The sequence below is a fragment of the Mycobacterium simiae genome (genome assembly GCF_010727605.1).
Classification (GTDB): Bacteria; Actinomycetota; Actinomycetes; order Mycobacteriales; family Mycobacteriaceae; genus Mycobacterium; species Mycobacterium simiae.
The window spans coordinates 2618667-2633109 of record NZ_AP022568.1; the positions used below are offsets into that span (position 1 = coordinate 2618667).

General features: G+C 67.6%; 13 protein-coding genes. 3 read left to right on the forward strand and 10 right to left on the reverse strand.

Going from position 1 to position 14443, the window contains the following annotated elements:
* The first annotated feature begins 18 nt into the window (after positions 1-18).
* Positions 19-1314, forward strand: coding sequence for an MFS transporter (locus tag G6N33_RS12155; protein ID WP_044512594.1), 1296 nt, complete (start codon positions 19-21; stop codon positions 1312-1314).
* Between the two features lie 11 nt (positions 1315-1325).
* Positions 1326-2099, forward strand: coding sequence for a TIGR03084 family metal-binding protein (locus G6N33_RS12160; RefSeq protein WP_044509127.1), 774 nt, complete (start codon positions 1326-1328; stop codon positions 2097-2099).
* A 4-nt stretch (positions 2100-2103) separates the two neighbouring features.
* Here the strand turns inward: G6N33_RS12160 and G6N33_RS12165 are convergent, their stop codons facing one another.
* From G6N33_RS12165 to G6N33_RS12195, 7 genes are all read right to left on the reverse strand, one after another.
* Positions 2104-3309, reverse strand: coding sequence for a PPE domain-containing protein (locus G6N33_RS12165; RefSeq protein WP_101528345.1), 1206 nt, complete (start codon positions 3307-3309; stop codon positions 2104-2106).
* An 8-nt stretch (positions 3310-3317) separates the two neighbouring features.
* A complete protein-coding gene (locus G6N33_RS12170) occupies positions 3318-3623 on the reverse strand; it encodes a PE family protein (RefSeq protein ID WP_231382519.1) in 306 nt (101 codons plus the stop codon).
* A 188-nt stretch (positions 3624-3811) separates the two neighbouring features.
* Positions 3812-7891: a type VII secretion protein EccC gene (locus G6N33_RS12175; protein ID WP_044509126.1), complete on the reverse strand. Its 4080-nt coding sequence runs from the start codon at positions 7889-7891 to the stop codon at positions 3812-3814.
* Between the two features lie 7 nt (positions 7892-7898).
* Entirely contained in the window at positions 7899-9395 is a 1497-nt protein-coding gene (gene eccB, locus G6N33_RS12180) for a type VII secretion protein EccB (RefSeq protein WP_044509125.1), read from the reverse strand.
* Between the two features lie 51 nt (positions 9396-9446).
* A complete protein-coding gene (locus G6N33_RS12185) occupies positions 9447-9776 on the reverse strand; it encodes a DUF2710 family protein (protein WP_101528357.1) in 330 nt (109 codons plus the stop codon).
* A gap of 166 nt (positions 9777-9942) precedes the next feature.
* A complete protein-coding gene (locus G6N33_RS12190) occupies positions 9943-10299 on the reverse strand; it encodes a hypothetical protein (protein ID WP_101528344.1) in 357 nt (118 codons plus the stop codon).
* A 112-nt stretch (positions 10300-10411) separates the two neighbouring features.
* Positions 10412-11932 carry a DUF5631 domain-containing protein gene (locus tag G6N33_RS12195; protein ID WP_049919076.1) on the reverse strand — a complete coding sequence of 507 codons (1521 nt, stop codon included), beginning with the start codon at positions 11930-11932 and terminating at the stop codon, positions 10412-10414.
* Positions 11933-12080: 148 nt separating this feature from the next.
* Between G6N33_RS12195 and G6N33_RS27060 the strand changes: the two genes are divergently transcribed.
* The gene (locus tag G6N33_RS27060; RefSeq protein ID WP_169717156.1) at positions 12081-12224 is read left to right on the forward strand and encodes a hypothetical protein; all 144 of its coding nucleotides are present in this window, start codon (positions 12081-12083) and stop codon (positions 12222-12224) included.
* On the opposite strand, the gene G6N33_RS12200 is transcribed toward G6N33_RS27060, so the two are convergent.
* From G6N33_RS12200 to G6N33_RS12210, 3 genes are read right to left on the reverse strand one after another with little or no spacing between them, the layout of a single operon-like run.
* On the reverse strand, positions 12221-12532 hold the full coding sequence (locus G6N33_RS12200; protein ID WP_044509121.1) for a DUF2694 family protein: 312 nt from the start codon (positions 12530-12532) through the stop codon (positions 12221-12223). The genes G6N33_RS27060 and G6N33_RS12200 overlap by 4 nt on opposite strands.
* Positions 12529-12846: an ESX-1 secretion-associated protein gene (locus G6N33_RS12205; RefSeq protein WP_044509120.1), complete on the reverse strand. Its 318-nt coding sequence runs from the start codon at positions 12844-12846 to the stop codon at positions 12529-12531. The genes G6N33_RS12200 and G6N33_RS12205 overlap by 4 nt, the downstream gene beginning before the upstream one ends.
* Positions 12847-12891: 45 nt before the next feature.
* Complete coding sequence (locus G6N33_RS12210; protein WP_044509119.1) at positions 12892-14343, reverse strand: DUF4226 domain-containing protein; 1452 nt, start codon at positions 14341-14343, stop codon at positions 12892-12894.
* Positions 14344-14443 lie beyond the last annotated feature (100 nt).

The following is a 14443-nucleotide window of genomic DNA, read 5'->3' on the forward strand; positions in this document are numbered from 1 at the left end:
CCTGTGTTCCAAACCCGGATGCCCGCGCGCGCACCCGCCGAGCTGTGGCAGTCCGTGCGCGCTCTGCCGGACCTGCGGCGGGTCATTGCGGTGCGCATGGCGAGCCAGTTCGGGGACGGACTCTTCCAGGCGACGGTCGCCGGCGCGCTGTTGTTCAATCCGGACCGGGCCGCCGACCCGTTGTCGATCGCCTTTGCCTTCGCGGTGCTGTTCTTGCCGTATTCGCTGTTGGGACCGTTCGCCGGTGCACTGATGGACCGCTGGGACCGGCGGCTGGTGCTGGTCGGTGCGAACGTGTGCCGGCTGGTTGTCATCGTGGCGATCGGCACGATTCTTGCGGTCCACGCCGGCGAAATGGCGCTGCTGCTGGGCGCGCTGCTGGCTAACGGATTTTCGCGATTCGTCGCCTCGGGCCTGTCGGCCTCGCTGCCGCACGTGGTGCCCCGCGATCAGGTCGTGACGATGAACTCGCTGGCCACCGCGGCGGGCGCCATCGCCGCGTTCTTCGGCGCGAACTTCATGCTCATCCCGCGCTGGTTCGTCGGCGCGAGCGACCGGGGTGCGTCGGTCATCATCTTCATGACCCTCGTGCCGGTGTCGGTCGCGTTGCTACTGTCTCTGCGCTTCGCGCCCCGAGTGCTCGGTCCGGACGACAGCCGGCGGGCGATCCACGGGTCCGCCGGCTACGCGGTGGTTACCGGATGGGTGCACGGCGCCCGCACGGTGGTGTCGACGCCGACGGTGGCGGCGGTGCTGTCCGCGCTGGCCACGCACCGGATGGTGGTGGGCATCAACTCGCTGGTGATCCTGTTGCTGGCTCACCACACGCAAAACCCGGCGGTCGGCGGCCTGGGGATTGCGCTGGTGTTCTTCGCCGCGTCCGGGCTCGGATCCTTCCTGGCCACCTTGCTGACACCGCCGACGGTGCGCCGCTGGGGCAGGTACGCGGCGGCCAACGGCGCCCTGGTCGCGGCCGCGCTGATCGAGGTGTCGGGGGCGGGATTGATCCTGCCGGTCATGGTGGCATGCAGCTTCTTCCTCGGCATCACCGGCCAGATGATCAAGCTGTGCGCCGACTCGGCGATGCAGATCGATGTCGACGACGCGCTGCGCGGCCACGTGTTCGCAGTGCAGGACGCGCTGTTTTGGGTGTCGTTCATCATCTCGATCACGGTGGCGGCCTTGTTGATCCCACCCGACGGCCGGGCGCCGACGTTCGTCATGTTCGGTGCGGCGCTGTATTTGGCGGGACTCGTCGTGCACCTGGTCGTCGGCCGGCGAGGTCAGCCGGCGGGGGTAAAGCCGGCGGAGTAAAGGAGGTCATCATGGCGGACCCCGGGCCGATAGTGGCTGACCTGCGCGCCGAGAGCGACGACCTGGACGCGCTGGTCGCGCCACTGGACACCGGCCGGTGGGCGGAGCCGACGCCCGCGCCGGGCTGGACGATCGCGCATCAGATCGCGCACTTGTGGTGGACGGACCGGGTCGCCCTGCTGTCGGTGACCGACGAAGCGGCGTTCGGCGAAGTGCTCGCGGCGGCGACGGGGGACCCGCTGGGATTTGTCGACGCCGCTGCCGAGGAGCTGGCGGCGACACCACCGGCCGAGCTGCTGCATCAGTGGCGGACCACCCGCGGGTGGCTGCACGACGCGCTGCTCACCGTGGCCGACGGCCGGAAGTTGCCCTGGTTCGGGCCGCCGATGAGTGCGCCGTCGATGGCGACCGCGCGGCTGATGGAGACCTGGGCACACGGGCTGGACGTCGCCGACGCCCTGGGCGTGCGACGGCCGCCCACCGCGCGGCTGAAGTCGATCGCCCACCTCGGGGTCCGCACCCGCGATTACGCGTTCCTGATCAACGAGCTGACACCGCCGGCCGAGCCGTTTCGGGTGGAGCTACGCGCCCCGGGAGGCGGCAGCTGGTGCTGGGGTCCGGCGGACGCGGCCCAGCGAGTTAGTGGCACCGCGGAGGACTTCTGCTTTCTGATCACCCAACGCCGTCCGCTGCAATCCCTCGACGTCAGCGCGGAAGGGGCGGACGCGCAGCGTTGGCTGGAAATCGCACAGGCCTTCGCCGGTCCACCCGGGCCGGGACGATAGGGCGCTAGACCTGCTGGTCGTTCGGGTCCGCACCGACGACGACGCGGGCCTTCGCGACATCCTTGTCGTTGGCTTGGCCTTCCTTGCCGTGGCCCAGCATGCCCGCCGGCGACATCGGCATGGGCGAGCCGCCCATGCCGGTGGTCGTTGGGGACGCGGGGCCGCGCAGCTCGGACGCATTGAGAACACCGGCCCGCAGGCTGGTCGGGCGACCACCCGTCTCAGGCTCGAAACTGCTGGTCGGTCGGGTGTAACTGGTCAGACCGGCGCCCGGGAAGCCGCCGCCGACGCCGCCGGCTCCCGACGCGCCGCCGCCAAGCGGCCCGGTCGCGCCGGCCAGGATGGGCTCGGCGGCGCCGGCCGCCGAGGCATTGGCACCGCCGGCCGACGAGAACGCGCCCGTCATCGACGACAGCAACCCCTGCGGCATGCTGCCCAGGCCCTGCAACGCATCCATCGGCGCCTTGACAGCCTGCTGGAGCGGTTCGGTCACGCCGGAGATCATCTGCAGCGGTTGCTGCAGCAGGGAGCTGAGCTGGCCGCCGCCCTCGGCGGGCGCCGCCGCGGCTTGGCCCGCGCCCTGGGTCGCCTGGCCGGACACCTGTGCGGCGCCGTTCATACCGCTCTGCGCCGCGGCTTGGGCCACCGTCGCCGCCGCGGCCGCCGGTGCGGCAGGGGAAGCCCCCATCGGCGCGACCGGCGGCGGTACGGCCAACGCGGCGACGAGGGCGGCCAGCGCGCCGGAGTAGGTCCAGCCGATGCTGGAATTGTGCGGCCAGTGCTCACCGAAGTACTCGGTGTCCCGCTCGACGATGCCGGGGGTGTTCTGCCCGAAGAAGTTGGTGGCGTTCAGCACCGTCCACTCATCCCTGTTGGTCTGCGAGATCAGTGACGGGATGACCGAAGACCGCGCAATCATGAAGGCTTCGACGGCGGCCGTCGTGATGCCGATCTTTTCGGCGGTCCAGCCCACCAACGTTTGCAGTCCGGCGTTGAGCCCGGTCGAGGTCACCACCGAGGCGACCGCGCCCACACCCTGCCATTGCGCGGCCGTCATCAAGGTGTTGACCGCCGACATCCCGGTCGCAACTTCCTTGTTCGCGGTCTCGGTAACCCAGACCGCGTTGTTGGCCAGCACCGACGCGGGGTTGCCCGCCTCGAAGATCGCCGCGACGATCTCGGGCGGACCAGTCCACCTGGGATCGGGCATCGGCGGGGTTAGAGCGCGCTCGCGACGGCACTCGCCGCGTCGGCGGCAACATTGGTGGCCGACGCGAGGCCCTGGGCGCCGGCGAAAGCGGACCGCTGCCCGGCGTGCTCGGACGCGGTTGCCAGATACGCGGCGCCCGTGGCATTGAGCGCGGCGGCGAATTCGGCGGAATCGGCGTCCGGTGCCATCGGCAGCACGCCGGTGAGCGCCGCCGAACCGGCCGCGGTGGTGGCCGCCATCTCCTCACTGATCGCGCCCTCGGTCACCGACGACAAGTCAACGGCACCCGGCACCATTTCGAACAGCCCAGCCATTTCGCCCTCCGTAATTCTCAACTATTTCTCGAGCCTGGCTTCATCCGACGGGGAATACCCCCGTTTGACTGACTCCCCACCAGGCAAGTTGGGTCCGCGTATCGACGCGGAATGGCCCGATTCTATGGTGACCGGTCGCGGGTGTCGATTCACCTTTTTTGCCAAACTCGGCCCGCCACCTGCCCGGCCTATTCCGGTGCTCCTACCAGCACTCCTTCGATTGCCCCGTCGGTGGTGACCAGCAAGCCTCGGCCGGGGGGCAGTTGCTGGGCGCTCACCCGGCCGAACACTTTCACCATCGCCGGGTCGTTGTCCATGAACAGGGTGGGGGCCCGCGAACTCGTCATTTTCTGCAGGAACGGATTGGTCACCGAGACGCCCGCCCAGTTTCCGGGTAGTCGCGACGCAATCACGTGCAGACCGATTTCGCGACTGCGTTCGATCAATCCCCACAGCGGTGCGCTCGCCGCGTTCTTGCCGATCGCACCGTGCGGCCGCAGCTCCTGCTCGTCGTCGATCAGCAGGAAATGGTGCGGGCCCGCCCAGGTGCTGCGGCTGAGCAACTCTTCCTGGCTCAGGCCCGAGGGAGGTAGCCGGTCGCGCATCATCGCGGCGAGCTCCTCGATCACCGCGTCGATGTCGTCGGCGGTGTATGCGTATGCCCGCACATGCGGCCCCCGGATCTTTCCGATCAGCGAGGTCTTCGGGTCGATGATGGTGATCTGCGCCTGCTCCGGGCTGAACCGGCTCATCACCGCTTGCCCGAACGCGGCCAGCGTCGTCGTCTTGCCGCACAACTGCCGACCCAACACCAACATGCTCGGTACCGTTCGGCTCGGCAAATACGTTGGCTGCAGCGCGCTTTCGCCGATGGCGAAGGGAATGTTGAACGGATCGCCGGCCACGTCGGTCTGCGCGAAGACCTCGATGATCTGGGTGAGCTGAATCCGTTCCGGCAGTCGCGCCAGCTTCTCCAGCCTGCCGACACCGGTCACCTCGGCGATGACAGCGCCGAGCTGACGCGTCGGGATCCGCTCCCCGGTGGCGGCGGTGATCTCCGGAACCCCGATGAGCAACTCATGGCCTTCCCGGGTCACGCCGAACCCGGGCCGATCCAGCGTGTTGCGGGCCGCCTTTCGTCGCTCCAGGCCCTCGCCCATCTGGGTCTCGTCCGGATTGCTCAGCCGCAATTGGATACGCGCATTCGACACGTTAACCAGGGCCTGTTTCTGCCCGACCAGCCACGCGGTCGCGGTGGTGGCGACGTGCACCCCGTAGGACAAGCCCTGGCGGGCTATGGACACTAACCGGTCGCCCATCGCGGCGTCCTTGTCGTACAGGTCGCTGAAGTTGTCGACGACGAGGAAGACGTCACCGAACTTGTCGGCCGGGTCGGTGCCCCCTTCCCGCTCGGTTCCGAACCGCCGTTCCCGGAATTCGGAGATGTCGATTTGGTACTGCTTGAACGCGGCCTCCCGGGCCAGGATCAAGCCTTCGATCGAGGCGACGGTTCGCGAGACGCCCTCGTTGTCGGTCTGGCTGACGACCGAGGCGACGTGCGGCAGGTCTTCGACCGGGTACAGCGAGGCCCCGATGCAAAAGAAGGTGACCCGCTCCGGCCGGTACATCAGCGCCGCCGAGGTGATCAACGACATCAGCGTGGTGGACTTGCCGCGCTGAGCGGTGGCCACCACCATGATGTTGTCCATCTCCGCGTCGATGGCGTGCACGCGCTGGGCGTGCTCTTCGGGTATGTCGACAACTCCGACCGGGAACACCAGGCCCGGGTTCTGTCCGTAGTCGACGTACCACGGCTTGCCCCGCCAGCTCGCCACCAACGCATCGATGGGCTCGCTGTCTTCCAAAGGCGGCAGCCAGATTTGGTGTGGCGGACGCGCGCTGTGCGTGATCAGTGACTCGCGGATGACGTCGACGAGCTTCTTCTTGCGGAACCCGTCGGCGTGGAACAGGAACTCGTCGGGTTCGTCGGGTTCGTCGGCGACGGCCAGCGCCTGGCTGTCGGCCTCGCTGAGCGGCTGGTAGGCCCAGGTCAGCGCTCGGGGTTGGGAAAAGCTGACGTCCACTGTCTTGTTCACGTTGACGACCCGCTTGGGCACCACGAACGGGGCGGACACGTAGAAGCATCGGAACTGCTCGAGGTCGCGTGGCCCCACCTTGAGCAGCGCGTAACCGTTTTCCTTCGACGGCAGGTGCAACGCCGCGTCGCTGCCGATCACGTCGCGGGAGTCCTCCGCTGTCTCCGCGCGCAGGGCGACCCGAAATGCAATGTTGCTCTTGACCTTACTGAGCGACGACAAGTCGAGTCGCTGTCCGCCGAGGGTGAAGAAGACGTTGCAGCCGCGGCCTTCCTGACCGATGTGGATGACCAGGTCGATCCACTCCGGATGGTGGATGAACAGTTCGAGGTACTCGTCGATGATCACCAGCAAGATCGGCACGGGTTCCAAATCGCGCCCAGCGAGCCGCATCTCCTCATACTCATTCGCGTCACGCGCCCCGGCCTCGTTGAAAAGCCGGTAGCGCCGGGCTATCTCGCCGTTAACGGCTTTGCGCATGCGTTCGGCAAGGTGTCGATCATCCTTGCCCAGGTTGGACAGCGACCCCGCGACGTGCGGGAACCCCTGCAGGTCCTGGGCCGCCGATTCGAACTTCATGTCGACGAAAATCACGATGAATGTCTCGGGGGAGTGGGTCAACGCGATGCCGGTGCACAGCGACAGGAAGTATTCCGACTTACCGGACCCGGACGTACCGATCACCACCGAGTGGAATCCGAAGCCGCCAAAGTCCTTGGCGCGCAGGATGATATGTTGGAGGTCGCCGCCTTGCTTGACGCCCACGGGAACCATCGCCCATTTGTGGTCGCCACGTCCCCGGCTTTCGCCCCAGAGCCTGTCGACGTCCAGTTCGCGCGGATCGCCGATACCCAGCGCGCGCAGCAGTTCACCGCCTTGACTGTCGGTCTCGGAGAGCTCCCCGGCGCTCATCGGAGACCACCGGGCCAGCGCTCGTGCGTAGCGGTTGGCCGTGCTCTCGGCAAGTGTGTCGGCGACAGCGTAGAACGCGCCGCGGTGACTGAGCCGGCCTTCGCGCAGCTGGAAACGCTCAGTGTCGTCGGTGAATCCGACGCCTACCCCTGTCCGGGTCGCCAACCGCAGCACCGTGATTCCGGCCATGCCCTTCTGCCCGGTGACGCCCTCCCATTGCTCGGGGGTGCCGACGTTGTCGTCAACGATCACCCAATGCGGGCCCAACGCCGGGCCGGTGCTCAATTCGATCGGCGACGGCATCGACGTCGGGCTCATTCCGACCGGCGGTGTCCATGGGCCACGACCCTTGCGGTGCAGCTCGGCGTCGAGCGCTTCTTCGAGTTCGGTGGGGGAGGTGAACACCAACCGGCGTAGCCCGCAGGCGTCGAACATCTCGTCGTGCTGGTTGTGCGGCAACCAGACCAGCCACGACCACAGCTCCGGATGGCGGGTGACCACCATGACTTTGAGGTCGCTGGGGCTGTGGTAGACGGCGAGCGAACACAGGATCGATCGGGCCAGGCTGTGCAGTTCGGCGGGATCGTCGCCAATGAAGCTGAATCCGGGCTTCGCCCTCAGGCTCAACACCTTGCCGATCCCGCGGATCTTGCTTTGTTCAAGGATGAAATCCCTTAGTGCGCCGCCTGTTACGGGTTCGAGTTCTTCGCCGATCGGAACGTCAGGCCACTGCAGCGACACCGCCGATTCGCTGGCTTGCTGGACCCCGATTCCCAGCCGCACATCGAGGAAGTCGGGGTCGGCGGCCCGGCGCTCCCACATCCGCGGCCCGCCGATGACGGTGTCCAGCTGTTGCGGATCACCATGCACGAACAACTGGCTGTGCCGCTGGCGCTGAGCGGCACGCTGAACTTCGTCGCGGTCCTCGTCGAGTTGGCGCAGGTAACTGCGGCGCTGCTTTTCCTGCTCGCCCCAGCTGATCCGGCGGCCCCGCCCGAGGCGTCCGCTGAACATCAGCGTGCCGAATCCGACCAGCCCGATCATTGGGAAGAACCCCGACTGCAGAGACCGAATCCCCGAGGCGTACATCACCACCAAGGTGCCGATGATGCCGACGAGAAGCGCCGGGACCGCGATCATCAACAAGATGTTGCGGGGCTCGCGCTCAGGCAGCGCCAGCGGTGCGGCGACGGCGATCCGCACCGGCGGAACGTTCGGCGCCGGCTGCCGGGCGCCTCGGACGAAACCTCGTTTGGACATCGCTGTTCTACCCCCCGCCTGCCAAGCCGTTGAGATCAGGAATGGGTGCCACAGCGCCGCCGCCGGTGACGGCGTCGCGTGACACCAGGGCCGCATCACGGCCGATCGCCGGCCCGGGCGCGAAGGTTCGCACAATCGGCCAGGGTGCTTGCACGGCAAGCTTGGGGTCCAAGCCCAGCGCCTGCAGGGTCGCATGGTCGGATTGGATTCCATATCGGACACCTTGCGGTGAAATCCAATACAAGCTCTCCCGGCTGTCCGCCGTGGCGACACCGCTGGTCGTCGTCACGAAGTTCGCCGCCCCGGGCAATATCAATGCCTGTTGCGCCTCAACGGAATTGGCGTCGCGGTCGTCGCGGACGAGATGCACCACCCGCGGATCCATTCCGATCGGAACCGGTAACCCGTGTCCGGTCAGGACCGCGATCCGCGCCTGCGGGTCGCCGCTCTGCTTCGCCCACCCCACGCATGTCACCGGATTAGCATTGGTGTCAACGAATTCCAACTTTTCCGACGGGTAATAGTCGACGTCGAGCACATCGACGATCGGGATATGGATCAGCTTGTCGGGGGCGACGAGGGTGGGCGTCGCTGAGCCTTCGGAATCGGCGGTCCGCAGCAGGTCGGCGACGAAGCTGGTGATCTTCTGCACGCCGTCCGGCAATAGTACGTAGAACCCGTTGACGGTGCCGTTGGCGTCCCGGGTTTCCAGGACCCTGCCCACGATCGAGCCGGGCAGCCACCGCGAGGGTGTGCCACGTCCGGGGATGGTGGGCAGCACAAGGGGTTCGGTCGAGGGCATCGCGTCGAACAGCGCGTTGGAGATTTCGATCGGGTACGTCGTGCCGGGGTCCAGTCCCAGGTTGAAGGTCACCGATCGGTCCGCGGGGTCGATGCGGGACCGTTGGTTATGCCAGATCACATAGGTCGCGCCCTTGTGGGTGGTCAGGATCGCCTGTTTCGGGCTCATTGGCTGCGAGCGATCGAGCGGGGAGAGTTGGCCGGCGATCGCGGTGACCACCGGCGCGGTTCCGCTGCCCCGGGTGGCGGCGGTGTCGCAGACCGACCAGGCCGACTCGGCACTAGCGGTAACGGGCAGACTGTCCGGCGCGCCCGGAATGCCGATGATCGGGCCGGTCGGGTATTTCGCGATCTCGCTGGCCCGGACCCAGGTTGGGCTTCCCGCACTCCCGACCGCTAAGCGTGCCGAGGTCAGATTGAGGGCGGGGTAGAGCCGCCCGTTGAGCATCGCGTAGATCGCACCGGTGTCGCGATCACCGATGATCGACGACTGCCCGATCAGCCCGGAGGGCTTCATGACATGCAGCAGCGCCATCCAGCCGACGCCGATGAGAACGAGCACAATCGACAACGCCACCGCCGCTTGCTGTTTGCGGTCGTCGTGCTTCATTCGCACCGAGAACCGGGTGATCGCCGCGCGTAGTCGCCGGTTGTAGAACAGGTGCCCCGAATTCTGATCCCGGTTGGACAGATTGAGCGGCACGGTTCGTCTCCTTTCGGCGGTCGCCCCAACGTTGCTACATCGACATTGTCGTCAGTGCAGCTCGCCGCCGTACCTCGCCCTATTGTCGGCTTCTGCCTCTTCGCGGAGCGCCGCGATGGCGAGGTTCAGCCGGTCAGCCAGCTCCGAATGGGCGTAGCCGGTCATCACGCCGGGATGTAAGGTCAGCTCGACCAACTTGCCGTCGGAATTTGCCACGGCGCGAATGTCCCCCAAGTCCACGCTGTACGTGACCGTCTCGGCTTGGGCGACGAGGGCTTCCCACTTGTCGGCCGCCTCGCTCAGTTCACGTAGTACCGCCTCGACGAGGTCTCGGTCTTTGAGGTCGCTGTGCTCCCTGCGACCGCCCGACCCCGACACCAGGTAAGTATCATCGACCCCTCCAACCAGCGTCAATTCACAGTTTGCCGGCGGCGTCAGTCCTCGCAATGGCGTTGGTAATCCCAGCGCTCCAGCCACGCGGAGAGGTGGTGCACCCCGATGCTGATGACGATCAATACGGCGCCTTCGGCGACCAGCAGCAGCTCGTTCACAGCCGGTCCATTTCGCGGGCCATCGCCGCCCGCTCGAAGTAGGGCAGCCGCCGTGGCGGGTACCGGCGCGGCGGCTGGTGTTCCATCTCGGGGGCCAGGTTGGCTGCCAGCCCCACGCGGTGCCAGAGCTCGGTGAGCCGCGAGCGCAGGCCTGGGGTGGGCCGCAGGGTCGGGCGGGCGATGGCCGAGGCGAGCAGCACCTGGCCTTCGGTGATCAGGACAGGCTCGGCGAGTGCATTCGGCGGGGGGTGTGCTGCCGCGGTGGCCGCGGTCGCGGGATAGCTGGGATGCCGGGGCGCAGCGTTATCGCGTGCCGGCACTGCGAATTTCGGGATGACGAGCATTTCGATCACCTGGGTGAGGTTTGCGGCCGGTGGCTCCGGACGTCGATCAGAATCTATGCAGCCCTCGCCCAGCGCACATGCGTAGTCGACTACCTGTGTTGTGCACCCGCACGCCGACGCGTCAGGTGTCGGCGGCCCATCGGCTGGTGGGCGGTTCGTCGAGCTTCTGGAACCAGGCCAGGTGATAGTTCGCCGATACCGCGTCGCCGGCGACGCTGCTGTCGGTAGCCGCCAGCAGCAGGCAGTTCAGCAAGAGCGCGGAGTCGACGTCGGGGTATTGGCTCAACAGCTGGTAGCGGGCGGTGTCGAGGTGGACGCGCAACAGGTCGGCTTCTTCTTCGACGACGCCGGTTCCCGCGCTAGCGGCCTTGGCCAGGGTGTGTACCAACCGTGGTAACCCGTCACGCCAGTGGGTGAGTCGGCTCAGCTCCCAGCCCAGATCTTGCACTGCGGGAAGGTCGCGGGGCGCGACCGAAGGCTGCGTCTCGGCGAAGTCGGCTGGCCGGCCGATCGGGTCGCCGGGGGTATAGGTGGCGGTCAGTCGAACGTCACCGAGTAGCGCGGACGCCCTGCCCGCGCGGCGGCCGGGCGGCAGCAGTCGCACACCCTGCGGCAGCTCGATCAACGGCGGGATCCAGCCGTGCGCCAGGTCGGTCACCAGCAGCGGGGTGCCGTCCGCGAGGGCTCCGACCGCCCAGTTCAGTCGTGGTTCTTGGCGGACCACAAATGCCAACAGGCGCTGCAACTTCTCGGTCTCGGTTTCGGTGGCCTCGGGTTCCGGCTCGGGCACCGGTTCCGGCTCGGCCTCGGGTTCCAGCTCGGGCACCGGTTCCGGCTCGGCTTCCGGTTCGCTGACGACCGGCCCCGCGGCGGCCTCGCCGGTCGTCCGATGCCGACCCTCGTCGGCTCCGGTGTCATCGTGATCCTCGGCAAGCACATCGACCACCGGCGCGGCGGCGGCCACCGGCTCAGGTTCGGGTTCCGGCTGCGGCTCGGGTGCTGGCTGGGGCGGGATGCTGACCACCTTCGTTTCGGCCCGCGACGGGGCACGATGCTTACCCGCCGAGGCGTCGCGCTTGTCGTCGCCGCCGACAGTTTCGGTGATCGGCTTTTCGACGGTCGTCGACTCGTCGGGCGCGGGTTGTCCGGTGACAATCACATCGGTGCGATCATCGGCCGGCCGGGCAATTTCCGGCCGCGGCGGCACCACCGGGATGACCTGCGTCTCCTCGAGCGCCCGGTCAGGGGCGGGCGGCGGCGGGGGCGGAACCGTGGGGATGATCTGCGTTTTGTCCAGATCGACTCCGCTATCCCGGCTCTCGGCCGAGGCGCTGCGACGACCCGCATGCAGCTGCGTCTTCATCAGGTCCAATTGGCGCATCGTCGATTCGACTCGCCGGACAGCCCGCGCACGCGCCTCCTCGACGATGCGGGTCTCGGCGGCCTGGCGACCCTCCTGGGTGAGTCCCGCACGCTTGACCATCCCGAGCTGCTTGTTGGCGCTGCTGACGATGCGTTGCAGGTCCTTTTCGAGATACCCTGCGAGCGGGGCGGTTTCGTCGGTCACCGCCGCCAATTCGGCAGGCCAGAGACCACCGATCACCCACGGGGTGCAATCGGTGGGAGAGCTGAAGGCCGGCATCGACAATGATTCCCGGGTAGCTCTCCGGAGGCGCTGGCGCGCCGTCATTCGACCGAAGATCGCCACCCGGCCAGACTACCGACCGCCCGGCAACGCGCTTGAGCAAAGGTGAATTGTGCGACGACGACGGGCTCGGTACCGTGAACTCATGGCCGACTCCGCGCTGCAGCAACAACTCGATGAGGTGCGCGCCCTGCTCGGCCGGGCGCGAGAGTTGTTCGGCGCCAACCCGATCGAGCCACCGAGCGATATCGCGCCGGATCCCGACGCCGCGAAGCCCTGGCTGATTTAATCCGTACTGTCACGGCGGCGCAACTTGTGCGCCAGCAGCTTCTCAATTGCCGCGTCGAGATCGTGCGGCGTCGGGACCTCCGCCGACGGGGTGTGTCCGGCCGCAACGATCTCCTGTCGAACTTCCAGCAGCGCCTTGAGCCACGACACGTCCGCGGTCAACAGGATGCCCTGGGCGAGGGTCGCGGCGTCGGTATCCATCGCCTCCTCACTCAACGCGACGCTGTGCATGTACCCACCGCGGCAGGAGCGGACCAGGATGTGCCCACTCGGGTGAACGGTGTCGAAGGCGGGATTGGCGTCTGTCATCGACCGCCGTCGACGACCCGGCCGAGCGCGCCGGCCGCGTCTTGTTCGTGCTGATCCCACGTCGTGGCCGATACGGTCAGTTTGTGCGCCATGTCGGCATGGTCGTCCGCCTGCGCCTCGTAGCACTGTCGTCGCAGCTCCAGCAGTTCGCGCCCGGCCTCGCGGAGTTCGCCGAAAATGGGGCCGAGCGAATCGAGACTTTCCTGGATCGCCGCATGCGAAGACGGGATGGTCCGCAAGTAGTCCGAGGTCTCCTGGTGATGGGCTGCGGCTTCGCGTAAGTGCGCGGGCGCCACCTGGATTCGATCTGCCATCGGGTGTCTCCTGTTCCTGCACCGCCGGGCGGGCCGGCGAGTTCACTATTCTCGCGTGGTCGGCGTGGCCGCCGGCCGGGTCGGTGTCGGTGCCTCGGTTGTCGCTGGGGCGGTGGCGGTCGACGTAACCGGTGGATGCTCCCAGCCTAGAAAGCTCGGCCCGCTTACGGTGGCAATGTGCTGAATCTGGCCGTCGAGCAATGCCTTGCTGTGACCGAGGCCGAGAGCATGGCGGTCGGTGAAGATCCCGATGTCCCCGGGCGCGACCTGTACTGGGTCGATCGGGTTGGCGACGGCGGTCCCCGGCGCCGGAATGATGATGCCCTGCTGGTGAAACGCATCCGGGATGGATGCACCCCCGACCGCGGCCTGGATGGCGGCGGCCAACTGCGGGCTGGCGGCCGTCACGGTCTCACCATCGGGCAGGGTCACCGAGGTGGGGCCCGACGGTGGGGACTCGGCCCCTGAGATGTCCTGTCCGTCTTCGTCTTTGCGTTCGTCAGGGTGGTCTGAATCGGAGTCGGCCGGATCCTCGCCGAGAGTGTCGTCGGCCAGCTCCTGCAGACCCGGATCGGGCGCGTCGGCTTCCTGGCGCCCGGACGGTGCAAAGCCGCTCGGCGCGCCCCATCCGCCCATCGATCCCGGCGCGGGCCCGAGCCCGACGTTGGGCAGGCTCGGCAACGCCGGTGGTGGTGCGGCGGCGGGGGCGCCCTCGGCCGGACCGGGCGCCGGAGCGCCGGCTTGCACTCCCGGATCGTCGAGAAGCAGCGAATCCAGCAGCGGATCCCAGTCGGCCCCGGCATCCGGGCCGGGCAACGGCTGACCCGTGCTCAGCGCCGGCGTGGTCGCCGCGGCCACCGGTGCTGTCACGGGCTCGCCGGACGTACCCTGGCCGCCGTTCTGGCCGCTGTTTGATGCGCCGTACAGCGAAGTCCACGCGGCCATCAGCGCCGACTTCGACGTGTCATCCAGACTGGCGTTCATGACCACCGCCCGAATGTCTCGGAGCTTGCCGATGAGGAAGCGCTGGAAGTCCCGCGCGCCCGCCGGCGTATCCAGATCCGAACGCGTCCGCACCGCGACTTCGGTCTCCCGCTGCAGCGCGCTCAGGGCCTCCGCGCCGTCGATGGTTTTCAAGTGAGCGTTCATGATCGCCGAAATGACTTGCAGATCCAGCTGCGCACTAGCCGAATTCTGATGCGCTAGAGCGGCTTCGGCGTTCGCGATGGCCTCCGCGGCGGCGCCCGCAGAACGATCCGGTGGCCCCTGCGCCGGCCCGGACCGCGGCGGGTTGACCGCACCGGAGGCAGGATCGAAAACCTCGGGATGCTGCTGACGGATTTTGGCCATGATCATCTCGAGCCGTTCCGGCCGGGTAGTTGGCGTGATCACCGCCGCCAGCTCGGTTGGGGTCAGCCCGGCTTGCCACGCGTTGGGATCACCGGTGCGGTCGCGCACCGCCCGCACCATGGCCAGCATCTCGTCGTAGGTGGACACCGGCTAGGCCAACTGCGCTGCGCCCCAGCACGGGCGGTGTCGCGACCCCTCCATGCCGGCTGAGAGTAGTGCGGGCCGGTGGTCGCGACAATTCACCGCC

Coding starts and splice junctions, on each gene's coding strand:
- G6N33_RS12155 (WP_044512594.1), top strand. CDS start 19: ATGCCCGCGCGCGCACCCGCCGAGCTGTGGCAGTCCGTGCGCGCTCTG.
- G6N33_RS12160 (WP_044509127.1), top strand. CDS start 1,326: ATGGCGGACCCCGGGCCGATAGTGGCTGACCTGCGCGCCGAGAGCGAC.
- G6N33_RS12165 (WP_101528345.1), bottom strand. CDS start 3,309: ATGCCCGATCCCAGGTGGACTGGTCCGCCCGAGATCGTCGCGGCGATC.
- G6N33_RS12170 (WP_231382519.1), bottom strand. CDS start 3,623: ATGGCTGGGCTGTTCGAAATGGTGCCGGGTGCCGTTGACTTGTCGTCG.
- G6N33_RS12175 (WP_044509126.1), bottom strand. CDS start 7,891: ATGTCCAAACGAGGTTTCGTCCGAGGCGCCCGGCAGCCGGCGCCGAAC.
- G6N33_RS12195 (WP_049919076.1), bottom strand. CDS start 11,932: ATGCCGGCCTTCAGCTCTCCCACCGATTGCACCCCGTGGGTGATCGGT.
- G6N33_RS27060 (WP_169717156.1), top strand. CDS start 12,081: ATGGCCGACTCCGCGCTGCAGCAACAACTCGATGAGGTGCGCGCCCTG.
- G6N33_RS12200 (WP_044509121.1), bottom strand. CDS start 12,532: ATGACAGACGCCAATCCCGCCTTCGACACCGTTCACCCGAGTGGGCAC.
- G6N33_RS12205 (WP_044509120.1), bottom strand. CDS start 12,846: ATGGCAGATCGAATCCAGGTGGCGCCCGCGCACTTACGCGAAGCCGCA.